Annotated in this window: 25 protein-coding genes; 16 read left to right on the forward strand and 9 right to left on the reverse strand. The window is 54.7% G+C overall.

The annotated features are described in order from the left end of the window. The first annotated feature begins 162 nt into the window (after nucleotides 1–162). From ABNH18_RS11335 to ABNH18_RS11360, 6 genes are all read left to right on the forward strand, one after another. Nucleotides 163–819: a glutathione S-transferase family protein gene (locus ABNH18_RS11335; protein WP_349382914.1), complete on the forward strand. Its 657-nt coding sequence runs from the start codon at nucleotides 163–165 to the stop codon at nucleotides 817–819. A 260-nt stretch (nucleotides 820–1,079) separates the two neighbouring features. Continuing rightward, nucleotides 1,080–2,114, forward strand: a complete 1,035-nt coding sequence (locus ABNH18_RS11340; RefSeq protein WP_349382915.1) for a DUF6161 domain-containing protein — start codon at nucleotides 1,080–1,082, stop codon at nucleotides 2,112–2,114. A gap of 174 nt (nucleotides 2,115–2,288) precedes the next feature. Further along, nucleotides 2,289–2,630 carry a DUF4156 domain-containing protein gene (locus tag ABNH18_RS11345; protein ID WP_349382916.1) on the forward strand — a complete coding sequence of 114 codons (342 nt, stop codon included), beginning with the start codon at nucleotides 2,289–2,291 and terminating at the stop codon, nucleotides 2,628–2,630. A gap of 61 nt (nucleotides 2,631–2,691) precedes the next feature. Further along, nucleotides 2,692–3,072, forward strand: coding sequence for a hypothetical protein (locus tag ABNH18_RS11350; protein ID WP_349382917.1), 381 nt, complete (start codon nucleotides 2,692–2,694; stop codon nucleotides 3,070–3,072). A 142-nt stretch (nucleotides 3,073–3,214) separates the two neighbouring features. Further along, nucleotides 3,215–3,526: a hypothetical protein gene (locus ABNH18_RS11355; protein WP_349382918.1), complete on the forward strand. Its 312-nt coding sequence runs from the start codon at nucleotides 3,215–3,217 to the stop codon at nucleotides 3,524–3,526. Between the two features lie 474 nt (nucleotides 3,527–4,000). Next, nucleotides 4,001–5,377, forward strand: a complete 1,377-nt coding sequence (locus ABNH18_RS11360) for an NAD-dependent succinate-semialdehyde dehydrogenase (protein WP_349382919.1) — start codon at nucleotides 4,001–4,003, stop codon at nucleotides 5,375–5,377. A 126-nt stretch (nucleotides 5,378–5,503) separates the two neighbouring features. On the opposite strand, the gene speE is transcribed toward ABNH18_RS11360, so the two are convergent. Further along, nucleotides 5,504–6,364, reverse strand: coding sequence for a polyamine aminopropyltransferase (gene speE / locus ABNH18_RS11365; RefSeq protein WP_349382920.1), 861 nt, complete (start codon nucleotides 6,362–6,364; stop codon nucleotides 5,504–5,506). 160 nt (nucleotides 6,365–6,524) lie between these two features. Between speE and speA the strand changes: the two genes are divergently transcribed. From speA to ABNH18_RS11395, 6 genes are all read left to right on the forward strand, one after another. Beyond that, on the forward strand, nucleotides 6,525–8,405 hold the full coding sequence (speA, locus tag ABNH18_RS11370) for a biosynthetic arginine decarboxylase (protein ID WP_349382921.1): 1,881 nt from the start codon (nucleotides 6,525–6,527) through the stop codon (nucleotides 8,403–8,405). A 130-nt stretch (nucleotides 8,406–8,535) separates the two neighbouring features. Continuing rightward, the gene (locus ABNH18_RS11375; RefSeq protein ID WP_349382922.1) at nucleotides 8,536–8,880 is read left to right on the forward strand and encodes a Rieske (2Fe-2S) protein; all 345 of its coding nucleotides are present in this window, start codon (nucleotides 8,536–8,538) and stop codon (nucleotides 8,878–8,880) included. After that, nucleotides 8,880–9,335 carry a DUF4112 domain-containing protein gene (locus ABNH18_RS11380; RefSeq protein WP_349382923.1) on the forward strand — a complete coding sequence of 152 codons (456 nt, stop codon included), beginning with the start codon at nucleotides 8,880–8,882 and terminating at the stop codon, nucleotides 9,333–9,335. The genes ABNH18_RS11375 and ABNH18_RS11380 overlap by 1 nt, the downstream gene beginning before the upstream one ends. Nucleotides 9,336–9,675: 340 nt before the next feature. Then, nucleotides 9,676–10,605: a metal-dependent hydrolase gene (locus ABNH18_RS11385; protein WP_349382924.1), complete on the forward strand. Its 930-nt coding sequence runs from the start codon at nucleotides 9,676–9,678 to the stop codon at nucleotides 10,603–10,605. Nucleotides 10,606–10,664: 59 nt separating this feature from the next. Further along, nucleotides 10,665–11,513, forward strand: a complete 849-nt coding sequence (locus tag ABNH18_RS11390) for an SDR family NAD(P)-dependent oxidoreductase (protein ID WP_349382925.1) — start codon at nucleotides 10,665–10,667, stop codon at nucleotides 11,511–11,513. Nucleotide 11,514: 1 nt separating this feature from the next. Next, a complete protein-coding gene (locus tag ABNH18_RS11395; protein WP_349382926.1) occupies nucleotides 11,515–13,059 on the forward strand; it encodes a flavin-containing monooxygenase in 1,545 nt (514 codons plus the stop codon). A 177-nt stretch (nucleotides 13,060–13,236) separates the two neighbouring features. On the opposite strand, the gene ABNH18_RS11400 is transcribed toward ABNH18_RS11395, so the two are convergent. Next, the gene (locus ABNH18_RS11400; RefSeq protein ID WP_349382927.1) at nucleotides 13,237–13,905 is read right to left on the reverse strand and encodes a 2-thiouracil desulfurase family protein; all 669 of its coding nucleotides are present in this window, start codon (nucleotides 13,903–13,905) and stop codon (nucleotides 13,237–13,239) included. Between the two features lie 35 nt (nucleotides 13,906–13,940). Between ABNH18_RS11400 and ABNH18_RS11405 the strand changes: the two genes are divergently transcribed. Beyond that, nucleotides 13,941–14,894 carry a D-2-hydroxyacid dehydrogenase gene (locus ABNH18_RS11405; protein ID WP_349382928.1) on the forward strand — a complete coding sequence of 318 codons (954 nt, stop codon included), beginning with the start codon at nucleotides 13,941–13,943 and terminating at the stop codon, nucleotides 14,892–14,894. A 105-nt stretch (nucleotides 14,895–14,999) separates the two neighbouring features. Here the strand turns inward: ABNH18_RS11405 and ABNH18_RS11410 are convergent, their stop codons facing one another. Next, entirely contained in the window at nucleotides 15,000–15,809 is an 810-nt protein-coding gene (locus tag ABNH18_RS11410; protein ID WP_349382929.1) for an SDR family NAD(P)-dependent oxidoreductase, read from the reverse strand. Nucleotides 15,810–15,937: 128 nt separating this feature from the next. On the opposite strand from ABNH18_RS11410, the gene ABNH18_RS11415 reads away from it, so the two are divergent. Together ABNH18_RS11415 and ABNH18_RS11420 are read left to right on the forward strand one after the other, a co-directional pair. Continuing rightward, on the forward strand, nucleotides 15,938–16,909 hold the full coding sequence (locus ABNH18_RS11415) for a ketopantoate reductase family protein (RefSeq protein WP_349382930.1): 972 nt from the start codon (nucleotides 15,938–15,940) through the stop codon (nucleotides 16,907–16,909). 18 nt (nucleotides 16,910–16,927) lie between these two features. Next, nucleotides 16,928–17,347, forward strand: a complete 420-nt coding sequence (locus tag ABNH18_RS11420) for a secondary thiamine-phosphate synthase enzyme YjbQ (RefSeq protein WP_349382931.1) — start codon at nucleotides 16,928–16,930, stop codon at nucleotides 17,345–17,347. Here the strand turns inward: ABNH18_RS11420 and ABNH18_RS11425 are convergent. The 5 genes from ABNH18_RS11425 to ABNH18_RS11445 all read right to left on the reverse strand — a co-directional run bounded on the left by ABNH18_RS11425 (nucleotide 17,344) and on the right by ABNH18_RS11445 (nucleotide 20,322). Further along, a complete protein-coding gene (locus ABNH18_RS11425) occupies nucleotides 17,344–17,910 on the reverse strand; it encodes a hypothetical protein (protein WP_349382932.1) in 567 nt (188 codons plus the stop codon). The genes ABNH18_RS11420 and ABNH18_RS11425 overlap by 4 nt on opposite strands. Continuing rightward, nucleotides 17,907–18,800, reverse strand: a complete 894-nt coding sequence (locus tag ABNH18_RS11430; RefSeq protein ID WP_349382933.1) for a DUF4747 family protein — start codon at nucleotides 18,798–18,800, stop codon at nucleotides 17,907–17,909. The genes ABNH18_RS11425 and ABNH18_RS11430 overlap by 4 nt, the downstream gene beginning before the upstream one ends. 82 nt (nucleotides 18,801–18,882) lie before the next feature. Further along, a complete protein-coding gene (locus ABNH18_RS11435; RefSeq protein WP_349382934.1) occupies nucleotides 18,883–19,581 on the reverse strand; it encodes a DUF2057 domain-containing protein in 699 nt (232 codons plus the stop codon). A gap of 97 nt (nucleotides 19,582–19,678) precedes the next feature. Continuing rightward, a complete protein-coding gene (locus ABNH18_RS11440) occupies nucleotides 19,679–20,017 on the reverse strand; it encodes a DUF4870 family protein (RefSeq protein ID WP_349382935.1) in 339 nt (112 codons plus the stop codon). Continuing rightward, nucleotides 20,014–20,322, reverse strand: a complete 309-nt coding sequence (locus ABNH18_RS11445; RefSeq protein WP_349382936.1) for a BPTI/Kunitz domain-containing protein — start codon at nucleotides 20,320–20,322, stop codon at nucleotides 20,014–20,016. The genes ABNH18_RS11440 and ABNH18_RS11445 overlap by 4 nt, the downstream gene beginning before the upstream one ends. A gap of 164 nt (nucleotides 20,323–20,486) precedes the next feature. Between ABNH18_RS11445 and ABNH18_RS11450 the strand changes: the two genes are divergently transcribed. Further along, on the forward strand, nucleotides 20,487–21,170 hold the full coding sequence (locus tag ABNH18_RS11450) for a hypothetical protein (protein ID WP_349382937.1): 684 nt from the start codon (nucleotides 20,487–20,489) through the stop codon (nucleotides 21,168–21,170). A 99-nt stretch (nucleotides 21,171–21,269) separates the two neighbouring features. On the opposite strand, the gene ABNH18_RS11455 is transcribed toward ABNH18_RS11450, so the two are convergent. Further along, nucleotides 21,270–21,803, reverse strand: a complete 534-nt coding sequence (locus tag ABNH18_RS11455; RefSeq protein ID WP_007148918.1) for a mechanosensitive ion channel domain-containing protein — start codon at nucleotides 21,801–21,803, stop codon at nucleotides 21,270–21,272. Between the last annotated feature and the right edge of the window lies 1 nt (nucleotide 21,804).

Consider the following 21,804-nt stretch of genomic DNA (forward strand, 5'->3'; position numbering starts at 1 on the left):
TGCAAGCTGCAAGCTGCAAGGAAAAGAAAAGCCCGGGGCGCGTGTGACGTGTTCCGGGCTTTTGTCTTTTCGTGATGGGCTGGCGTGTTTGTCATGTGTTTTGCGCTGCGATCTTGTGTAGATTCAGGGTCTTGAAAAGAGACTAACGTGAGGGAGCGCGCTATGGCGGATCTTGTCCTTACCACCTATGACTGGGTGCCCGACATGCCACGGGGTTACGTGCGTGACCTGCGCGTGCGCTGGGCGCTGGAAGAGGCCGGGTTGCCGTATCGGGTGCAGAGTATTCCGTTTCACGAACGGGGAGCCGAGCATTTTGCGCACCAGCCCTTCGGGCAAGTGCCCTGGCTCACCGATGGCGATCTCTCGCTGTTCGAAAGCGGTGCCATCCTTCTGCATTTGGCAGAACGCAGTGAATCGCTGATGCCAACAGAACCGAACGCCCGCAGCGCGGTGATCAGCTGGCTGTTTGCCGCCCTCAACTCCGTGGAAGCCGCCAGCCTGCCCTGGTCCCTCTACCAGTTTGCCGGCGATAACCAGCCAACCCCGGGCCGACAACACCTGGACGCCTTCCTCGCCGCCCGTCTCCAGCAGATGGAAACCACACTCACCGGTCGCGAATGGCTCACCGATACCTTTACCGTCGCCGACATTCTCATGGCCGACGTACTTCGCATGGTAGACCGCTTCGAGGGCCTGGCAGATCACCCGGCCTGCCGGGCCTACATCACCCGCGCCACCGCCCGCCCGGCCTTTATCAAGGCCCACGCCGACCAAATGGCCCACTTCGCCGCCGCTGACAAGGCCGAGGGCCAGCCGTAAACAGACTTTTCCTCATGTGCATTTATTTGTGCGGGTGGATTGTGTAGATTCGGAACTGGATCACAAATAACAATCGGCCAGCCAGGGTGGCATGGCCTGCGAGAGCGAATCGGGGGAAGGGATGCCTGTCTGGTTATCTTTTTGCTGGCCTATGGCTGGTTCCTGCAATTACTTATCTTCTCTGGCTCGGCGCACGGGGCAAGACCTGACTCTAATTCCCGCGGGGCGTTAACGTTTACAAAATAAAAATAGGAGGTGTAATGATAGTAGGAAGTGAAGAGCTATATGGTGAGACTAAGGATTCTCTGAGCAGAATTCAGAAATTTGATGCTGCCCTTTTGCCAAGAGAATTAGAGTTGGGAAGTCGGCTTAACTTCAATGATGCTGTTGAACCAGCTCAACAGTTAATTGATCTATATAACAGATTGTCCGTTACGGCACTTCAAGACTTTCCGGATAATATCCTGACTCCAGTTAGAGATAATGCAAATAACCTTTTTAAGCTGTTTTCTCAGATATTGGATTTTGATCCGGGTCAACAAGATCCAAACGGTATTCGTAACAAGTTTATAAAGCAGGTTGAGGGTGCATATCAGCCGTCATTTCAGGCATTGCACCCATACATTTCCTATTCATTACATAGGTCTGCTGATTTTCAACGGCTTGACTCAGAGGCAAGATCTACTCTGCAGTCAATTGAAGATAAAGCAAATAATATTTCTGAGAATCTTTCTAAGCATGAAGAAAATGCTAAAGCCGCACTTGATGAAATTAGGCGTGTAGCAGCAGAGGAAGGTGTTACGAAGCAAGCGGCGCATTTCAATGCGGAGTACGAGCACCACAAGGCAGAAGCGGACAGATGGCAGGGTTACGCTGTAAAACTTGCAATTGGGCTCGGCGTTTTTGCGGTTGTCAGCCTATTTATACATAAGATCCCGTTTTTCAATCCTGAAAACACGTACGATGCTATTCAGCTTTCAATAAGCAAGGTCCTAATATTCTCAGTAATTGCATATATGCTTTTTTTGTCTTCGAAGAACTTCCTGAATCATAAGCACAATGCCATTGTAAACAAGCATAGGCAGAACGCTTTAATGACCCACACTGCACTGGTAGAAGCATCTGGTGACGAGGGTGTTAGAGATGCTGTCCTTTTGCAGGCTGCAAATTGTATATTCTCACCGCAGGCAACGGGTTATACGCAGGCAGGAGAGAGTGAAGCCTCTAATCAGAAGTCCATGATCGAAATATTATCAAGGCCGATAGCTCAGGGTGTAAGAGACGTCAACAAGTAAATGATAAGGAAATCAGCAGGTGAGTTTGAGGGCCAGGTTTCCTGTTTTTGACAAGTCGATATGGGTTTTAGATGCATTGGTGCGATATATCGGATTCGCCTGAAGTAAAGTAATAAAGCCAAGCTGAATTTTGCTGTCAGCTACTATCTATAAATTCAGAAGGATAAGACAAGCATGAAAAAGGTTCTCTTTTTATCGATAGTTTTGGGGCTGACTGCTTGCGCGGCAAAGCGTCTCAATCCAGGGGCAGAGCGCGTCATGCTCAGCAACTCGCAGCCTTCTGATAATTGTGACTTTTTAGGCGAGGTTATCGGTGGGCAAGGGAATTGGTGGACTGATGACATTACGTCGACGAAGGCTTTAGTGGAAGGCTCTAGAAATGATATGAAAAATCAAGCCCACGCAATGGGCGCGAACTTTGTGCACATTCAACAGGCAGAGCAAGACACCTCCTACTTGGGCGGTGGAAAAATAGGCATGGCGGGTAATGCTTTTGCTTGCTCCAATGGGCGTTAGCTCGCGAGCTTTCAGAGGAGCTCAAAGATAGACTAGGTTGCTGTCATTGATAGGTGGGTGTATGAAAAGCGGGATATTTTTGTTGCCATTAGTGTTGCTTTTTAGCACAAATAGTCATGCTATAAGTCTTGATGGATATGATGGGCTGCCAGAAGAGTATAAGCATGTTTACGTCAGGGCTCTCATCGATTCCCGTTTGGCTATGCCTTTATATGGTAAAGATTTCAGTCGTTGCCTTATGGATATGGCGGTTGAAGGACTCCAGCACGAGTATAAAAAGTTTATGTATCAACAGCGTCCGGGAAAAGATTTTAAGGCGGTTATGGATTTTCCAAGCTTGTTCAATGCACTTTCTCTTGATTACTGCGGTGAATTTGCCGACCAAGAAGAGCGGGGACGGGTTGTTGATATGCTGGATGTGCCGGTGAGCCAATTACCATAAATCACGAAAAATAATTTTTCTTCGTGCACTTCTGGTTTCTAGTGGTGGATGTATCTAAACGAAAATGCCCCTGCTTACAAAGAAGACAAGCGATCGGGATTCGGGGTCAGGTCTCCCATTTTTCATCGCGTGCGATAGAGTTATGAGAATTGGAATACCTGATCTGGCAGGCCTATTTGAAATGAATAAAAGTTCATTCTTTGTTTATAAGGTTTCATTATTGGTATCCGCTTTGTTGTCGGTTATTTGGGTTGAAAAAGATAACCTTATGATTTTCTTTGTTGTTATTTTTGGTTTGTTTGTTGCAGTGAATGAAGTCTTATCTTTTTTAACGGATAGGCCCATGTATTTAATGACATCGCAGATCCCAGGGGAAGATAAGCTCAGTCTAGAGAGGGTTGTTTCTTTTATTCTTCATCTTGCTGTGATTGTTATCGCTATTATTGTTTATTGAAGAAATAGGTTCAGGCGTTGCTTTGTGCGTTTCTATTTCTTGGTGGTCGGTATGTCTAAATAAAAATGCCCTTGCTTCCAACGAAGACAAGGGCATTCTTTTTTCAACTTTCAACTTTCAACTTTCAACTTTCAACTCAGCTCTTAATCGCCGTCGCCATAAACGGCGACATCACCAGCGCCCCTTTATGAATCGCCGCTGAAAAATGCTGCATATCAAACCCTTCCCCTGTGCTATCCGTTTCCTCCGAATTCGCTCACATCTGTGTTCCAGCCTGCCAGGGTGCAGTTCCACCAGCCGCGACGTTGTGGTGCCGACGTCAGAATCAACATTGAACTGTGAGCGGACTACGTAGACTAACCGGGCAAGAAGGCGCGAATACCTGCTACGCAAATACCTGCTAGAGGAAACAGGGGCTGCGCCTGACGCCCGTTCCTGACGGGACCTGCGAATTAATGCAAAAGGCTAAATGACATGGCGAATACACATCAGACCATCAATCCGGCCACCGGCGAAACCATCGCCACCTATGAAACGCTCAGCGACGATCAGGCGCTACAAGTGCTTAAAGAGTCCCATCACGCTTTTCTTGAATGGCGCAAAACCAGCTTAGAAGAGCGCGGCGACATCCTGCGTGAAATTGCCAAGCGCCTGCGGGCCAACAAGGATGAGTACGCCGCGTTGATGACCCGGGAAATGGGCAAGCCGATTTCCCAGGGCGGCGATGAGATTGAGCTGTGCGCCGCCATCTGCGAATACAGCGCTGATACCGCGCCCAAAGAGCTGGCCGACGAGGAACGTGACCTTGAAGGGGGTCGCGCGTTGGTCACCTATCAACCTAACGGTGTGATTCTGGGTATCCAGCCCTGGAACTTCCCGTTCTATCAGGTCATCCGTTACAGCATTGCCAATATCATGGCGGGCAACACCGTGTTGCTCAAGCACGCCAAGAATGTCTGGGGATCCGCGGTGGAGATCGAGAAGGTCTTCCGAGAAGCCGGTCTACCGGAGAATGTGTTTCGTAATCTCCTCATCGAATCAGACCAGGTTGGGCAGCTCATCGAGCACGAATATGTGCGCGGTGTCACCCTCACCGGGAGCCCGGCAGCGGGCGGTGCCGTGGCAGCTAAAGCCGGCGAGTGCCTGAAGAAGACCGTGCTGGAGCTGGGCAGCAACGATGGCTACATGGTGCTGGACGATGCGGACATCGATCTCGCGGTGGAGACTTGCGTCCAAGCCCGTCTCTACAATAACGGCGAAACCTGTGTGGCGGCTAAGCGCTTCATCGTGGTGGATGCGGTCTATCAGGAATTCCGCGACAAGTTCGTCGAGAAGATGAGCCAGATCGAATACGGCGACCCCACCGATGAGAACACCTCTCTCGGCCCGATCGCCCGTGAGGATTTGCGCGAAACCCTGCACGATCTGGTTAAGCGCTCCATCGACGCCGGGGCAACGTGCACCTTTGGCGGTGAAATCCCCGACGGCCCAGGTTACTTCTACCCTTGCACTGTGCTGGAAGACTTGAAACCGGGAATGCCCGCCTATGACGAAGAGCTGTTCGGCCCGGTGGCGTCTTTGATTCGCGTGAAGGACGAGGACGAAGCCATTCGTGTCGCCAACGATTCCCGCTACGGCCTGGGTGGCGGCATCTTCTCCAAGGACGAAAAGCGTGCCATCGAAATCGCCCGCAACCTGTTCGATACAGGCATGGTGAATATTAACGGCTATAACCTCGCCCAACCGCAGCTGCCGTTCGGCGGCGTCAAGGACAGCGGCTATGGCCGTGAGCATGGCGGTTTCGGTATGAAGGAGTTCGTTAACGTAAAATCGGTGATGATTACCGAGTGATGCAGATAACCCTTGTGCCTGAATGGTAGTGCTCTGAGAGTTAGGGTTCACATTTTCCACAAGCGTGCTGCATAAAAAATGCCCTTGCTTCCAACGAAGACAAGGGCATTTTTTTCAACTTTCAACTCAGCTCTTAATCGCTGCTTCCATAAACGGCGGCATCACCAACGCCCCCTTATGAATCGCCGCTGAATAATAGCGGGTATCAAACCCTTTGCCGGTGGCGTCCGTTTCCCGGAATTCGCTCACGTCGGTGTTCTTGCCCGCCAGGGTGCAGCTCCACCAGCCGCTGGGGTACACCGGCTGCGGGAAAGGCAGGGTCTGAGTGCTGGTGAAGCCCGCTTCGCGCATGTTGGCGTGCAGGTCTTTGATGATGGTATCGCTGTGCAGCAGCGGGGATTCGGATTGCTGCACGATGATGCCGCCCTCGGCCAGTACGCGGTGACAATCGCGGAAGAAGTCCGCCTTGAACAGACCTTCTGCCGGGCCCACCGGGTCGGTGGAATCCACGATGATCACGTCCACGCTGCCGTCTTCACAATCGCGCATGTATTGCACGCCGTCTTCGAACAGCAGCTCGGCGCGGCTGTCGCCGTTGGACTCACACAGTTCCGGGAAATATTTTTCGGAATAGCGGGTGACCATTTCATCGATGTCGATCTGGGTGGCTTTTTCCACCTTCGGGTGCCGCAGCACTTCACGCAGGGTGCCGCAGTCGCCGCCACCAATAATGATGACGCGCTTGGGGTTGGCGTGGCTGAACAGCACCGGGTGCGACATCATCTCGTGGTAGAGGAAGTTGTCGCGGGTGGAGAGCATGGTGGCGCCATCGATGGTCATCAGGTAGCCGAAGGTGTCGGTTTCCCACATCTCGATGTGCTGATACTCGGTCTGCACTTCTTCCAGCTTCTGTTTCAGGCGTAGGCCGAAGGCGGTGCCGGCGGTGTCGAAGTGCTCGTAAAACCAGTTGTTTTTGGTGCTGCTCATGGGCGGTTCCGGTGGAGGCAAATGGGGGTGTTCGACGGGTGAACGATAGTCGCGATTGTAAGTCCTATCGTGCGCCTGTCAAAGCAGGAAAAAGGGGGTGCGAGTGCTGCGCCCCGGCAGGCATAATGCCCACAGACACCACCCTTATTCAGGACCCGTAATGACCGACAACTCTCCCGTACCCGCCAGCGACATCTATAACGTGGACCGCTGGGGCGACAGTTACTTCCGTATCGACGACCAGGGCGAGCTGTGTGTGCGGCCCAATGGCGAGCAGGGCGGCCAGGCCACGCTGGAAGCGGTGCTGGAACATTGCCGGGCGGCGGGACTACGGGCGCCGGTGCTGGCGCGCTTTTCCGGGATTCTACGTCAGCGGGTGAAGCTGCTGGCCGGGGCGTTCCGTGAGGCCATCGAGGGCCATCAGTATCAGGGCGACTACACGCCGGTGTACCCGATCAAGGTGAACCAGCAGCGCCGGGTGGTGCATGAGATTCTGCGCGCCCGCGATGAGGGCGAACGGGTGGGCCTGGAAGCGGGCTCCAAGCCAGAGCTGCTGGCCGTGCTGGCGTTGTCCAACCCGGGCGACACCATTGTCTGCAATGGCTACAAGGATGCGGAATACCTGCGCTTGGCGCTGATGGGCGAGAAGCTGGGCTTCCACGTGCAAATTGTGGTGGAGAAGATGTCTGAGTTGCCGGCGTTGCTTGCGCTGGCGGATGAGCTGGGCGTGTCGCCGCGCATTGGTTTGCGGGTGCGCTTGATGAGCATCAGCAAGGGCAACTGGCAGAACACCGGTGGCGAGAAATCCAAGTTCGGCCTGAGCGCACCGCAGCTGATGGCGGCCATCGAGCATTGCCGCGCCGCCGGGCGGCTGGACTGCGTGAAGCTGCTGCATTTTCATCTGGGCTCCCAGGTGGCCAATATTCAGGATATTAAAGCTGGCATGCGCGAAGCGGCCCGTTACTACACCGAAATGCGCGCCTTGGGTGCGGCGGTGGAAACCGTGGATGTGGGCGGCGGCCTGGGGGTGGACTATGAAGGTACCCATTCGCGGTCCTATTGCTCCATGAACTATGGCGTGGCTGATTATGCCCGCCATATCGTGCAGACCCTGCAGCAGCAGTGCGCGGAACACGGCGCGCCAGAGCCCAATATTATTTCCGAATCCGGCCGCGCGCTGACCGCGCACCACGCGGTGTTGCTGGTGAATATTACCGACCAGGAGCAGATGGCGCCGGTGGCAGTGGATGCGCCCACTGCGGATGACGTGGCGGAGCTGCAGCAACTGTGGGAGCTACAGCAGGCGCTGGCCGGTGAGCCGGGCAATCTGCTGGAGCGGTTCTCGGAAGTGACCGGCGCCTGGCAGGACATTCACCAGCGCTATATCGCCGGCGATCTGGGCCTGGCGGCGCGGGCGCGGGGCGAGCAGCTGTATATCAATTGCCTGCTGGCGCTGCGCGGGCGCCTGAACCCGCTGCGTAAACAGCAGCGCGAACTGCTCGACAGCTTGAATGAAACCCTGGCGGACAAGTTGTTCGTGAACTTCTCCGTGTTCCAGTCGGTGCCGGATGTGTGGGGCATTAATCAGGTGTTCCCGGTGTTGCCGCTATCCGGGCTGGACAAGCCCGCCACCCGCCGGGCGGTGATTCAGGACATCACCTGCGATTCCGATGGGCGCATCGACCAGTTTGTGGATGGCGAAGGCGTGGAAGCGACCTTGCCGCTGCCGGAACAGCTCAACGGCCACCTGGGTATTTTCATGGTGGGCGCCTACCAGGAAATCCTCGGGGACATGCACAATCTGTTCGGCGACACGGATTCGGTGGACGTGGACGTGGACGACAACGGCAACATCGTTCTCGATCATGCGATTCACGGCGATACAGTGAGTTCAGTGCTACGCTACGTGAACTACGATACCGACAAGCTGTTGGCGTCCCTGGAGCAGCATTGCCGCCAGGCGCACCTGAGCGTTGCCGAGCAAGATGGCTTCATTGAACTGGTACGCGACGGGTTGGCAGGGTATACGTATTTAGAATGATTGAGTTGAAAGTTCAAAGTTAAAAGTTCAAGCGCGGGCACGGCATGTGAGATTGGAAAAGGCCGCGTCCGCGCTTTTCAACTTTAAACTTTTGACTCGTAACTGATTTTCAGCCAGCCAGGAGAACACTATGCGTCACCAGCTCTGCGCCAGCCAGGATTTACCCGAAGGACAAAGCCTTGCCATGAAGGCAGGGGACACCAAGTTAGTGGTTTACCACCTGAGTGATGGTTTCTATGCCACTCAGGCTCGTTGCTCCCATATGTTTGTGTCGCTGGGCAAGGGCAAGATTCTGAAAGACCAGTGCGTGCAGTGTCCGTTACACCGGGCGAAGTTTGATATCCGTACGGGTGAAGTCACCGAGTGGGCGAATTTCCCGCCCGGTGTGCAGTTGTTGAATGTGGTGCGGGCAGAAAAAGCCCTAGAAACCTGGCCCGTGACGGAAGAAGACGGCCAGCTTTACGTGGAGATCTAATGGCAAAGCCTACCAAGGCGCAGCAGGAAGCGGCGCTGGCTCGACTGGAAAAATTCAGTCACTTTACCGACAGCAGTATTGGTATCCCGTTTACCAAGTTCCAGATTGGCGCCGAAGCCATCATCGGCCTGGTGCCGGTGGTGGGGGATGCGGCCGGGCTGGTGCTGGGCAGCTATGTGCTGGTAGAAGCCCAGCGAGCTGGGGCCAGCAAGGGCGTGAAGTTACGCATGCTGCGAAACATGGGGATCGACTTCCTCGGTGGCTTGCTGCCGGTGGTGGGCGATGCCTTTGATGCCATCTTTAAAGCCAACACCCGCAATACCAAGTTGCTGAAGAACTATCTGGAGAAGCAGCTGGAAGTGGAGCCACCGCCGCCGCCATTCCCCTGGTGGACGCTGATCTGGCTGACGGTGCTGTTTGCCGTTGTCACCGGCGGATTGACGCTGATTCTGTAGTCGGCAACCGGCGCGTCCGCGCCGGGAATCCCGCTTTTTGGGTTGCCTTTAGCGCTGCTGGCGGACAGGCTGTCCGACAATAAATGGCCCGAATAGACCCTGTTTGTTTGCGCTTACTTACTCTGCGTGTCAGCAATTTAAGCCTTTCCCTTTCTACGACCTTCCTATTGCCGATTCCGGCTTGCTGAACCCATCAATCCGAATTGAATCCGAACAAGCATTCGATTTATTGTGCCATTCATTAATGTAACGGTGGTCAGGGTTAGCCAATGTGCGTTTCTTCCTGCCCACTTGTTTCGGCTTTCAGGCCAGCTTGGCTTTAGTGGATAGGTGACCTTCAATGAGTACTGCAACCATTCATCAATACGCGCCGAAAACCGCCGGGGAAAAACCGGAGGTGCCTATTCGGCATATGGATTTCAAATTTGATGCCAAGGATCTCGACACCACCTTCTTTAAAGATGCGGAGTTCGCGACCGCCTACTTCCAGGCGCTGTCTATTTTCCTGACCTTTGGCGAAGAGCTGGTCATCGATACCGCCCGTTACCACCGACAGTTCCTCAAGGATCCGGTACTCAAGCAGCGGGTAACGGCGTTGATTGGCCAGGAAGCCATTCACTCCAAAATGCACGACGAGTTTAACGACACCCTTACCGAGCACCGTTATCCGGTGGCGTTGTTCCGCTTCCTGGCGGACAACGTGTTCGAGTATGGCTTTAAGCGATTGCCCAATCGCATGCAGCTGTCGTTGATGGCGGGTATTGAGCATTTCACCGCCGTGCTGGCGGAATACATGATGAAGAATGAGGGCGTCTTCTACGAAACCGGGGATGAAAAGCAGCGTGCGCTGTGGATGTGGCACATGCTGGAAGAGTCCGAGCACAAGGACATTGCCTATGATGTCTACGAGACCTTGTCCGGCAACTACCCGCTGCGCGTGAGTGGGTTTGCGCTGGCGGCGTTCACCATCATGTTTCTGGTGCCGATTGGCGGCGCAGTTATCCCTGTCTACCGCAAGCCGACCAAGTTGCTGAGCCTGCGCTACTGGAAAGATGTGAAAACCAGCCTGGCGTTTTTGGCTGGCCCGAAAGAGGGTGTTTACGGTAGCACCGTCAAGCACATTCTGGATTACCTGCGTCGGGATTTTCACCCCAACGACCACGACACTTCGGCCTACCTTGAGTACTACAAGGAGAAGCTGCTGAACCCGAAGACGGGTTTGTTGGCGCCGTATTTTGTCAAAGAATTCGTGCCGAAGGTGCGGGCGTAATTGTTGTGACACGCGCGGTTGATCGCGCGGGCCATCGATAACCTGTTGAGACAATTGTGATGATGACTTTCTTGAAGCAGCGTTTTGCCAAACCCAGCAAAAACGCCTACGCAGTAGTGACCGGTGCCGGCAGTGGCATTGGCCGAAGCTTTGCACTGGAATTGGCCAAGCGCGGCGGTGCGGTGGTGTGTGCCGATGTGAACCTGGACGCAGCAAAGGAAACCGTCGCGTTACTGGAAGCCCAGGGCGCCAAAGGCTTTGCCATCCATTGTGATGTGGGTGAGGAAGAGCAGGTCAAGAAGCTGGCAGAAGAATCCGAAGCGCTGCTGGGGCACCCGGTCACCATGGTGATCAATAACGCCGGCGTGGGGCTGGGCGGCAAGTTCGACGAGCTAAGCCTGGACGACTGGAAGTGGTGCATGCACGTGAATCTGTGGGGCGTGATTCATGGCTGCCACTATTTCGTACCCGGTTTTAAGAAGCAGGGTCGCGGCGCGATTATCAACGTGGCATCCGCCGCTTCCTACACAGCGGCACCGGAGATGAGCGCCTATAACGTGAGCAAGGCGGGTGTGCGTGCCCTGTCCGAAACCCTGTTCGCAGAATTGGGCAAGGACAATATCCGGGTGAACGTGCTGTGCCCGACCCTGGTGCCTACCAACATTATCAAGAACGGCCGCATTCCCGGTCGTTACTCCAAGCTGGCGGATCACGCGTTGATGAACTATGCCATGACCACCAGTGACGATGTGGCCAAGCTGACCCTGAACCGGCTGGACAAGGGTGAGCTGTACACCACGCCCCAGGTCGACGCCAAACTGTTTTGGATGATGAAGCGGGCATCGCCCAACCTTTACGCCAAGTTCCTGGGCTTCTCTTACCGCTTTGTCCGTACCAAGGAGGCATAACATGGCCGCTGCAAAAAAGACCAAGGTCTCACCTGCTAAGAAATCGACGGCGAAGAAGCCGGCCACGAAAATTTACGACTCTTTTATCGTCGGTGCCGGTATTTCCGGTATTGCGGCTGCGATCAAGTTAAAGAAAGAAGGCTATAACGATTTCAAAATTATCGAAAAAGCCGATCGAGTGGGCGGCACCTGGCGGGAAAATACTTACCCCGGCTGCGGCTGTGATGTGCCTTCCTCGCTGTACTCCTACTCGTTCGCGCTGAGCAGCAAGTGGAGCCACCTGTTTGCCAAGCAGCCGGAAATTCTCAGTTATCTGGAAGACGTGAGTGCCAAGTTTGGTATCACTCGGCTGATTGATTTTAATACTGTTTTGGAAAGCGCGACCTGGGATGAGAATCGCCACCTATGGGTGATGGAAACGTCCAACGGCCAGTGTCTGGCCCGGACGGTGATTTTTGCCACCGGCCCGATTACGGAATCCAAGATCCCTGCGCTTCCCGGGTTGGAAAGTTTCACCGGCGAGATGTTCCATTCCGCCAAGTGGAACCACGATTACGACCTGACCGGAAAGCGGGTGGCGGTGATTGGCACTGGTGCCTCGGCGATTCAGTTTGTGCCGCAAATTCAGCCCAAGGCAAAGGAGCTGTTTGTGTTTCAGCGCACCGCGCCCTGGGTGTTGCCCAAGCCGGACCTGCCGCTGGGTGACAGAAGCAAACGCACCATCGAGGCGTTGCCGGTGATCCAGCGGGGCTGGCGCAAAGCGGTAGCCACCTCATTGAATGTCATCAACTTTGGCCTGCGCAATCCCAATGTGTTGAAGCCCATCAGTACTGGGATGAAGCAGTTGTTGCGGGTGCAGATTCGCGACAAGGCGCTGCGTAAGGCGGTGACCCCGGACTTCACCCTGGGCTGCAAGCGTATTCTGTTTGCCAATGATTACTACCCGGCCCTGCAGGCAGACAATACCAGCCTGATTCCCCATGGTCTGGTGGAAGTGGATGGCAATACCGTGGTGGCCGCCAATGGTGAACGCCATGAAGTGGACGTGATTATCTGGGGCACCGGTTTTGAAGTGTCGCACCCACCAATTGGCAGCAAGGTGGTGAATGCCAACGGCGATCGACTGTCTGACCTGTGGAAAGATACCTCACCGGAAGCCTATCTGGGCGCCACGCTGGAAAATACCCCCAATGCGTTTCTGGTATTGGGCCCCAACGTGCTGGTGTATGACTCCTTTATCGGCTTGGCAGAAGCGCAGCTGGATTACATTATCGATGGCCTGAAGAAAGTGAAGGACAACGATATCGGCAAGATCACCATTCGCCCGGATGTGCTCAAGGCGCATAACGATAAAGTGCAGAGGCACTTGAAAGGGACGGTGTTTAACAGCGGTGGCTGCAAGAGCTACTACCTGGATCAGAACGGCCGCAACTTCGCCGCCTGGCCCTGGTCGCTGGCGGAGCTGAAGAAAAAGCTTAGTGCCTTCGAGTTGGGTGATTATGAGGTGGTGTACCGTAACGAAGAGGTGCTGCGCAAGGCATCCTGACAGCACGGTACAGATAAAAAGAAAACGCACGGTCTTCGGGCCGTGCGTTTTTTTGTGTCTGGAGAAAATTTCTGGAGCGGTGTCGGATTACGCCTTTCAGGCTAATTCGACCTACAAAATCGCACTGCTAATTCGTAGGTCGAATTAGGCCGAAGGCCGTAATCCGACATCTTGATGTTAATGCATCGCCTGCCCGAGCTTTTCCAGATACTGACGCATGCCGCTGAGCAGCGGTTCATTGAGTTGCTCGGTTTGTTGCTGCATGCGATTGAGCCACTGTCCCTGTTGCTCGTTGTGGTGCCATTGGTGGTAGCAATACACATGCAACAAAAACGCCTGCAGGAAGGCGGGCTTTTCCAGGTCTTCTTCGTTGGCCAGGGGAATGCGCGGGAACAGTTCGTGGAGCTTGCGGGCGAAGGCGCCGGAGGCCATGCCTATTTGTTGCCCTTGGGGGTTATGCACCGGGGTGCTCAGGTAGCCGCAGCTCGGTGAGCGGGCTTTCAGAACAAAGCCACTCAACGGTTGTTGCAGGGTGGCAGCCACGTTTTCCAAGGCCTCAGTCACATCCTGCTGTGGCTGGTCCACGCCCCGTACCCGCAAGCGGTCGTCTATTTGTATTACCTGAATGGGCGGGCGGGGTACCGGCAAGCCGATGGCCACCTCCGGGCAGGTTTCCCGAAAGCGCAGCAGCGGCCCCAGCTGATGAACCAGAATGGCGTTGTGTTTGTGGTCGCCGTCGTAACGTACCTTCTGCCCGGCCAGGCAGGCACTGACGCCAACGATGGGTTTTTCCCAGTCCTGCTGTGGCAGGTCAAAGCCCATTTTTTCCAGTAAATCCGTTAGCATGGCAGGTCTCCCTTCTTCCCCAAAGGTGACAGGTTATGCAAGGCGTTTTTCTGGATACCGATACTCTGGTTCCCGACGAGCTGGATTTCACCGCCTTCGACAATTTGTTGTCGTGGACGCTCTACCCGCAAACCCACCCGGACCAGCGTGCGGCACGGCTGGCGCAGGCGCAGGTGGTGGTGACCAACAAGGTGGTGCTTGATGCCGCCACGTTGCAGGCTTGCCCGTCCCTCAAGCTTATCTGCATTTGTGCCACCGGTACCAATAATGTGGATTTGCAGGCCGCCGCGGCGCAGGGCATCACGGTGTGCAATGTGAGTGGCTATGCCCGTGCGTCTGTGGCACAGCATACGATGGCGCTGCTGTTGTCGCTGGCGGCCCGGCTGATTCCCTACCATGAGGATGTGCGCTCGGGAGGCTGGAGTGAGGCGCCCCAGTTCTGTCTGCTCGGCCATCCAATGATGGAGTTGGCGGGGAAAACGTTTGGGGTGATCGGTTACGGGGATCTGGGGCGCGAAGCCGCCCGCCTGGCTGAGGCCTTCGGCATGAAGGTGCAGATTGCCGAATCGTTTCAGGCTCAGGGCAACCAGTCCGGGCGGGTGCCGATGGTGGAACTTTTGCCAGCAGCGGATGTGATCAGCCTGCATTGCCCGTTAACGCCGCAGACTGACAAGCTGGTGGATGCGGCGTTTCTGTCACAGATGAAACCCGGTGCTCTGCTGTTGAATACTGCCCGCGGTGGTCTGATTGATGAACCGGCGCTGGCGGAAGCGCTACGCAGTGGCCAGCTCGGTGGGGCGGGCCTGGATGTGCTCAGCAGCGAGCCGCCCCCGGCGAACCATCCGCTGTTGGCTGATGGTATCCCCAACCTGCTGATTACCCCGCACAACGCCTGGGGCACCCGCGAATCCCGGCAACGGGTGCTGGATGGTGTGGTAGGAAATATTCGTCAATGGCAGGCGGGCTCGGCGGTCAACGTGGTGAGTTAGAAAGACAGTGACGAGTGACGAGTTTCGAGAAGCGAGAAGCGAGAAGAACCCCAAAGGAAACGCTTGGCGATTTTGACCTTCGAAACTCGTCACTCGCGCCTGTCTTTAACGCTTTTTCTTTAACCGATTGGCGAGCATTTTATCCATGCCGCGGAACAGGGGTTGGGGCAGGCGTGTGACTGGCCCCGGGGCGGCGGCGAGCAGTACGCTGCCGAGCTTGCCCATGGGGCGGGCAGTTCTCGCCGGGCGCTTTTCACAGGCTTCCACAATCCAGCCGGCGGCTTTCTTTACGTCCATCATGGGCATGTATTTATAGATGGCCGTTTGCGATGACATGGGTGTGCGCACCATGGGGAAGTAGACCACGGTGGTGCTGACGCCTTGATAGCCCATTTCCGCTTCCAGTGATCGGGTGAAGGATTCCAGTGCGCTCTTGCTGGCCAGATAGGCGGAGAACAGGGGAATGGGGATCTGTGTGGAGAGGCTGGAAATATTCACCACATGGCCGTGGCCCTGTTCCAGAAAACGCGGCAGCAGTTGCAGTGTCATGGCCACAGCGCCGATGTAGTTCAGCTGCACGGTGCGTTGATAGTCGTGCAGCCGGCCCAATGCCTGCTCAATAGGGCGGCGAATGGAGTGGGCGGCGTTGTTCACCAGTGCATCGATGCGGGTATGTTCCCCCAGAATGCGCGCGGCGCAGGCCTCGATGGCGACGTTGTCGCTGAGGTCGCAGGGATAAATAAAGGCGGTGCCGCCTTGTTCCTGAATCGCCTGCTGGACCTCTTTGAGTTGTTCCTCACGGCGGGCCACCAGGCACAGGGTGGCGCCTTTTTTCGCCATGATCTTGGCCGCTTCAGCGCCGATGCCGCTAGAGGCGCCGGTGAGGATAATGGTCTGATTGTGTAGCTTCATCATTCACCTTTCTTGTGTTTATGCTGATTGAGCCGGTGTTTTTGGCCTGCTTATCCCGTATCCGCTGCGCGAAGGAATGTCTACTCTGGGCAGTTAATGCCAAATGGCGTATCGCTGTATAGAGATTGACAATGAATATCCTGATTGTGGGCGCTGGAGCTGTCGGTCTGGTGTATGGACAGTATTTATCCATGGCCGGACATCGTGTGACTTTTTTCGTTAAGGAGCAACACCGAGATGGCCTGAAGTCCGGCGTATCGATGATAAAAAAACGCCGCTTGCTAAAAGATGAGGTTCGTCACTTTTCAGCATTTTCGCTGTTGTCACAATGGGATCATGCGGCTGAACAGGAGTGGGATTTTGTGTTTTTGGCGATTTCCTCTGATGCGCTGCGGGCGCTGCCGTTTGCAACGGTTCACACCGCAATAGCCGACGCCACCTTGCTGATGCTGCAACCCAGCGAAACGGATTATGAGGTGCTTCGTGAGTATTGGCGCGAAGAGGCCATAGTGAAGGGGATGATCAATATGGTCAGTTATTATCATCCGCTCCCCGGTGAGGCGCCTTTGGAGAACGGGGAGGCGATACGTGTGGCCTATTATCTCCCCCCTACGGCAATGCCCCTGTCTGGCACGCGAGCACAGGTGTTAGAGCTTGAGGCGTTGCTGCGTGACAGTGGTGTCGCATGCAAGAGGGTCGACGATGCGGTATCCGCATCACTGTTACCGAATGCTATTTTGATGACGTTCTTGTGTGCGCTGGAAGACAGTGACTGGGACTTTGCGACCCTGCGACGGGACCGGCAACTGCTGGCCCAATTGGTGGCGGCACAGAAGGCGCTGCTGACGTGTCTGGCTCAACAGGAAGCACCGCCTCAGCAACGGGCCATGCACTGGACGGCGAAGGGCCTGTCGCGTTGGTTGTATCAAACCGGGTTGTGGGTCGCGCCGCTGGCCATGCCGTTTTCCTTGCAGGCCTATCTGCAGGCGCATTTCATGAAGGTTCGCACCCAGACACAGCTGTACATGGACGATTATTGTCGCCAGTGTGACGATGCAGCATTGGCGGGTTTGTATGGCAGAGTCTTTGCTGCGCCATCGTAAGCAACGGGCAGACAGTCTATGTGGTTACAACGGAATCTAACGTTACCGGCGATGCCCCGGGGCTGCCACCTTATGACCAATGAGGTGCTGAGCGGTCTCCCGGAGTTGGCGGATTTGCAGGTCGGTTTGCTGCATCTGTTTATTCAGCATACCTCGGCATCGCTGACGATTAATGAAAATGCGGACCCGGATGTGCGTGGGGATCTGGAGCGACACCTGAATGTAATGGTGCCGGAGAATGCCCCGTACTATGAACATACCCTGGAAGGACCGGACGATATGCCCGCGCATATCAAGAGCGTGTTGATCGGACCGTCGTTGACGATTCCGATCCGGGCCGGGCGGTTGGCGCTGGGGACCTGGCAGGGTATTTATTTGTGCGAGCACCGGGATCACGGTGGTACAAGGCGGGTCGTGGCGACACTGAATTATGACTAATGATTTCTAGGTGGTTTTTTGTCGCTTGCTCTGGGCTTGGTTTGGGAGGCATCGTACCAGGATGCAACTCTTAGTAATGCAAAGGTTGCAGCTAAAGCTGTGAGGAGGGCGTAAATAAAAATAAAATATGCCATGAAATAACCCGCAATAGAAAAGTAGATTATCCAGCTGGATATGTATGGATGCAAAAAGTTGCTTTCAGGAATGCTAAAAAAATAAGCTTTCGCCACAATGGAAGTTATTATTGATAGAATTTGAAGAATAATGAAATGAACGAAGGCGGCATTTATTTCCATGAATGGAGATGGGGTGCCGTCCTCATCCGCGCCACTAATTAATTTCCTGAAGTTGTCGTCGCCAATGGCTATCCACATGGCATAACCGCCGAGAGAAAATCCTAAAAGGTTTGGCATTATTGATAAGCTGTCTTCCCACCAGCCAGGCGATGACCAGTGAGGGTAAAGAAATATTGTTATAATTATTGATGCGATAAAGTAAGGGCTTTTCACTAATGCCCCAATGCCTCCGTAGGCTTCCCAGTACCGAAAAAATATATCTTTCATTTGTTAAACCATTTTGAAATGGAGTTTTTAAGTATTTTAGAAATATTGGAGAAAGTGTTGAATGCAGTTTCTACGTCTGGGTCGTAGTATTCTTTTTCTATCAAAGGGTGTTTGGCTGTCGAATACTCTTCGGGTCTGTCATTTATGCCTTTTCCTTTTATTGAGAAATGTCCATTTTTAGCTGAAATATACGACATGGTCTTTAGGTCATTATCCATGTCAATGGATTGCCCTTTTTCTGCTTTATATGTTTGCTCGTAAGTGCTTACATTTATGGCCTTCATTCTTTCCATGACCCTTTGTTCTGTCTTTGCATGATCATCAGGGTTGGGTCTTTTGATGACCATCTCAATTTTTTCTTTTCTGGGCATGCTGAAAGCTTTGTCAAGTTCGTCAATGGCGGGAATATGGGTTACGTCGACGCGGCCAAACTTCTCTCTCACACTATCTTGGTTGAACAGGTTGCTAAAAAACTTTACTGCATTGTTTGGGCCAAGGCTGTTTCCATCATAGTAGCCTTCGTAAATTAACAAGTGTTTGTCAGGGAAAAAAATATAGGAAAATCTGGCAGAGTTCGGTTTTAAATGATCAGGAACCGCCACTTCTGCAACCTCTTCATCTGTAGCAAAATCGTTGGTTTCGAAGTTAAACCACATTGAGTTTTTGTTTATGTTGGTAAATTTGAATATGTCACCAGTAATTGGGCCGGGTTCCCTTTGATCTCTTTCGAGCCGGCGCTGGGTGGCTAGCAGGCCATGTTGATCACCAAAAATGTGAGCAGAGCTTTTTAGTTTGTAAGCGTGTCTAAATAGATCTAGGTATTTCTGTGGAGTGTGGGGGTGTATGGTTATATTTATCGCCCCTGCAATTACCTTCTTTTCTCGCGCCATTTTCCCTTCCCTGATATTGCTGCAATAAAAAGACCAGCTTTGTCGCTGGCCTGATAAAGGTATTATATTTTTTTCATACTGGCTACTGCGCAATCCACTGCAGAAACTCGCGGCGCTCTTCTGCGGTGGCTTGTTTCCACTGGGCTTTCAGGGTGTCCAGGTAACCGGCTTCCGGGGCGACAGTGGTGCCCTTTTGTGCGTTGGCAGCCTTGGTGCCGGCGGCGGCTCCAGCTGCTGCCTGGGGCGTTACGCTGTTGCTGGGGGCGGTGGCAACTTCTTCGCCGGTGATCGGCGCCAGGAAGCCGCGGTTGAGGATCAGGCCGGATTCCTCGGCGTCTACCCGGTCGCCGGTTTTGATGTTTTCTACCCAGCCGTAAAAACTGTCTTCCAGGGCGCGGGCCTCGTCCACGTCTTGTGGTTTGTTGAAGCCCAGCAGCCATTGGCCGCCGGCCTTGCCATCGATGATGAAGTTGGCCGGATTGGTTTTCACGATTTCATGGTTGTCCGCATCCAGCTGCCACAACTCCTTGTAGTAGGCGAGGATCTCGTAGCGGCCAGGGGCCAGTTTCAGTTCCTTGAAGTCGCTGGCGAAAAAGGTGTTCACCCCTTCCACTTCCTTGCCGTTGATGGTGAACACTTCAATTTCGCTGGGCACCTTCACGGTGAGCACCTGGCTGTCGGCTTTGGCCGGGCCGTCGTATAGCTGCACTACCGGGCTGCGGGCGCAGGCGGTCAGGAACAGAGCGCAAAGGGTGAGGGTAAGCAGACGCAGGGACAACATGGTTTCTCCTTGGAACGCGTGTTGGGGAAGGATGCGGGGCCGGCCAGTCTGGCTGGCCCCTGTGTCAGTTATGTGACAATTCGATCGGGAGAGGATATCAGAACCCCCAGGTATCGACTTTGCTCGGCGGCTGGTTGCGGTTCAGGGCGGTCATGCCCCGAGCGCAGCGCACGACCCACCAGACAAAGATCAGCACCATCAACAGCCAGCCGATTAGCGCCAGGGTGGTGATGCCGGCGATGAACCAGTACAGCAGGCCGATCCAGAAGGTGCGGTACTGAAAACGGAAGTGTTCGCGTAGCGGCGGCGGGGCGTCACTGGCATTGATGTGGGCAATGACGACGCCGACCAGGGCGGTGATTCCGCCGGTGATCAGGCCGACCAGATGCAGGACATAGACCGCCCGGACCAGGCTGGCGGTGCTGGTATTGCTCATTGACGGCTCTCCTTAACGGGGCGGTTCTTGGCTGGCGCGGGGCTGCCGCTGGCGTTACAGGCCAGGGTGCAGGCGTCCAGGGTTTCAAACGGCACGCTGCCCTTGCAGCCGCCCCAGATGAAGGCCTGGCAGCTGCCAGTGTCGGCATCGTAGTAATAGCGCTGGAAGGCGGCCTTGCACATGCCGGACTCTGGTGGCTGCTGGCAGGCATCCGGCAGGCTGCCGGTGGTGCCGGGTTCCTGATTGTTCTGGCAACCCACGAGCAGGGCGGCGGTGACAATGAGGGAAAGAAACAGGGTACGCATAGCAATTCCTTTTTAGTTTCCGGCGCGGTGTGTTGGGCCGGTATATTCCCCATTAGTGCTACTTTACCGGACTCTGAATGCGGCGGTAACCGGTTCATGTTTTTGCCGATAAATCTGCACTATGCTGGCAATCAAGACTTGGCAGAGGGAAGAGGGGAGTGCAGATGAAACAAGGGTTGCAGATCGTTAGCCTGGCGGCAGCGCTGTTGGCAGCACCGGCTTGGGCCCAGAACGGGCAATACATGTTTCTACAGGCAGGCACGTTGCAGCTGGATGATGAAGACACGACCGTGACCGCCAATGGCGCCACGCTTGATGGTGACTACGACGATTTGCCGTTCTTCACCGGTGGAGTGCAGCAAATTCTGGGTGGCGGTGACCGCTTCCGCTACGGTTATGAAGGCGGTGCGGTGGTCAGCTGGCAGAACGATTCGGTGAATTATTCCGGGGTGGTGGACGGTGGCGCCACCGTGAATATTAAGGTGGAGAACGAGATGTTCTTGTTTGGCACCATGCTGGGTGGCTACGGGGATATCAATTTCAGTGACCGTGCCCGGCTGTTTCTGTCCGGTGGTCCCATGCTGTTGATGGGGTCACTTAAACAGGAGCAGGACAGACCCTACCCCCAGCCGTTGAGTTCGACAGTGGTGGTGAACGGGGATGACCGGGATTTCAGTTTTGGCTATGGCGCCTATGCCTCTCTCGGGCTGATTTTTTCGGTGGGTAGCAAATCCGAGTTCGGTGTGGTGGTGCGCGAGCAGGCCGTGGAGATGGATTTCAACGATGCCATCGCGGATTTCCCTTATGACGGCACCCAGTACATGTTGAGTTTCGGCTACACGATGTAGCGACGAACTACGCTCGGTTCGTCCCCTGGAAGGGAACTCCTACAGGGGTGCGAACCCGGACGTAGCGAGAGTGTTTTCTGAGGGTGGACGCTTGCAGCGTTAATCCGCGCGCATGTGTTTTTGATCCCGGGGCAGGGTGTCGCCGCGCAGGCGGATCACGGCTTTTTGCAGCAACAGATTGTTGGGCAAGGTGTAGCGGTGGCCCAGCTCATCCTGAATGGTGATGAAAATCAGCCCCATGTGGCGGATCTGCCCGGTCACGGTGTTGTCGCCATCCAGCAGGCGAATGCGGTCGCCCACTCTATAGGGGGCACTGAAAAAAAGAATGATGGCGGCGGTGGCGTTGCTGAGCATGGACCAGCTGGCAAACAACGCCACGCCGAGTAACGCCATCAGCGAGGTGGCAAACACCATCAGGCCGTCGCCTTTCAATCCCCACAACACGCCAATGGCGATCAGGCTGATGATCAGGCAGGCGCTGTTGATGACCACGGCTGTTTGGAAGATACGGGCGCGGGAGTAATTGCGGCGCCGGCCCAGCCGCTTGGTGATGCCGCGCAGCAGGATGGACAGGGCCCAACCCAGAATAGCGATGACGACGGTGAGTCCCCATTTCATTACTACTGAATCCATG

Origin of the sequence: Alcanivorax sp. (assembly GCF_040118815.1) — a bacterium.
Taxonomy (GTDB): domain Bacteria; phylum Pseudomonadota; class Gammaproteobacteria; order Pseudomonadales; family Alcanivoracaceae; genus Alcanivorax.

Excerpts from the sequence above, each read along its gene's own strand:
- ABNH18_RS11335 (WP_349382914.1), top strand. The coding sequence starts at position 163 with ATGGCGGATCTTGTCCTTACCACCTATGACTGGGTGCCCGACATGCCA.
- ABNH18_RS11340 (WP_349382915.1), top strand. The coding sequence starts at position 1,080 with ATGATAGTAGGAAGTGAAGAGCTATATGGTGAGACTAAGGATTCTCTG.
- ABNH18_RS11345 (WP_349382916.1), top strand. The coding sequence starts at position 2,289 with ATGAAAAAGGTTCTCTTTTTATCGATAGTTTTGGGGCTGACTGCTTGC.
- ABNH18_RS11350 (WP_349382917.1), top strand. The coding sequence starts at position 2,692 with ATGAAAAGCGGGATATTTTTGTTGCCATTAGTGTTGCTTTTTAGCACA.
- ABNH18_RS11355 (WP_349382918.1), top strand. The coding sequence starts at position 3,215 with ATGAGAATTGGAATACCTGATCTGGCAGGCCTATTTGAAATGAATAAA.
- ABNH18_RS11360 (WP_349382919.1), top strand. The coding sequence starts at position 4,001 with ATGGCGAATACACATCAGACCATCAATCCGGCCACCGGCGAAACCATC.
- speE (WP_349382920.1), bottom strand. The coding sequence starts at position 6,364 with ATGAGCAGCACCAAAAACAACTGGTTTTACGAGCACTTCGACACCGCC.
- speA (WP_349382921.1), top strand. The coding sequence starts at position 6,525 with ATGACCGACAACTCTCCCGTACCCGCCAGCGACATCTATAACGTGGAC.
- ABNH18_RS11375 (WP_349382922.1), top strand. The coding sequence starts at position 8,536 with ATGCGTCACCAGCTCTGCGCCAGCCAGGATTTACCCGAAGGACAAAGC.
- ABNH18_RS11380 (WP_349382923.1), top strand. The coding sequence starts at position 8,880 with ATGGCAAAGCCTACCAAGGCGCAGCAGGAAGCGGCGCTGGCTCGACTG.
- ABNH18_RS11385 (WP_349382924.1), top strand. The coding sequence starts at position 9,676 with ATGAGTACTGCAACCATTCATCAATACGCGCCGAAAACCGCCGGGGAA.
- ABNH18_RS11390 (WP_349382925.1), top strand. The coding sequence starts at position 10,665 with ATGATGACTTTCTTGAAGCAGCGTTTTGCCAAACCCAGCAAAAACGCC.
- ABNH18_RS11395 (WP_349382926.1), top strand. The coding sequence starts at position 11,515 with ATGGCCGCTGCAAAAAAGACCAAGGTCTCACCTGCTAAGAAATCGACG.
- ABNH18_RS11400 (WP_349382927.1), bottom strand. The coding sequence starts at position 13,905 with ATGCTAACGGATTTACTGGAAAAAATGGGCTTTGACCTGCCACAGCAG.
- ABNH18_RS11405 (WP_349382928.1), top strand. The coding sequence starts at position 13,941 with ATGCAAGGCGTTTTTCTGGATACCGATACTCTGGTTCCCGACGAGCTG.
- ABNH18_RS11410 (WP_349382929.1), bottom strand. The coding sequence starts at position 15,809 with ATGATGAAGCTACACAATCAGACCATTATCCTCACCGGCGCCTCTAGC.
- ABNH18_RS11415 (WP_349382930.1), top strand. The coding sequence starts at position 15,938 with ATGAATATCCTGATTGTGGGCGCTGGAGCTGTCGGTCTGGTGTATGGA.
- ABNH18_RS11420 (WP_349382931.1), top strand. The coding sequence starts at position 16,928 with ATGTGGTTACAACGGAATCTAACGTTACCGGCGATGCCCCGGGGCTGC.
- ABNH18_RS11425 (WP_349382932.1), bottom strand. The coding sequence starts at position 17,910 with ATGAAAGATATATTTTTTCGGTACTGGGAAGCCTACGGAGGCATTGGG.
- ABNH18_RS11430 (WP_349382933.1), bottom strand. The coding sequence starts at position 18,800 with ATGGCGCGAGAAAAGAAGGTAATTGCAGGGGCGATAAATATAACCATA.
- ABNH18_RS11435 (WP_349382934.1), bottom strand. The coding sequence starts at position 19,581 with ATGTTGTCCCTGCGTCTGCTTACCCTCACCCTTTGCGCTCTGTTCCTG.
- ABNH18_RS11440 (WP_349382935.1), bottom strand. The coding sequence starts at position 20,017 with ATGAGCAATACCAGCACCGCCAGCCTGGTCCGGGCGGTCTATGTCCTG.
- ABNH18_RS11445 (WP_349382936.1), bottom strand. The coding sequence starts at position 20,322 with ATGCGTACCCTGTTTCTTTCCCTCATTGTCACCGCCGCCCTGCTCGTG.
- ABNH18_RS11450 (WP_349382937.1), top strand. The coding sequence starts at position 20,487 with ATGAAACAAGGGTTGCAGATCGTTAGCCTGGCGGCAGCGCTGTTGGCA.
- ABNH18_RS11455 (WP_007148918.1), bottom strand. The coding sequence starts at position 21,803 with ATGGATTCAGTAGTAATGAAATGGGGACTCACCGTCGTCATCGCTATT.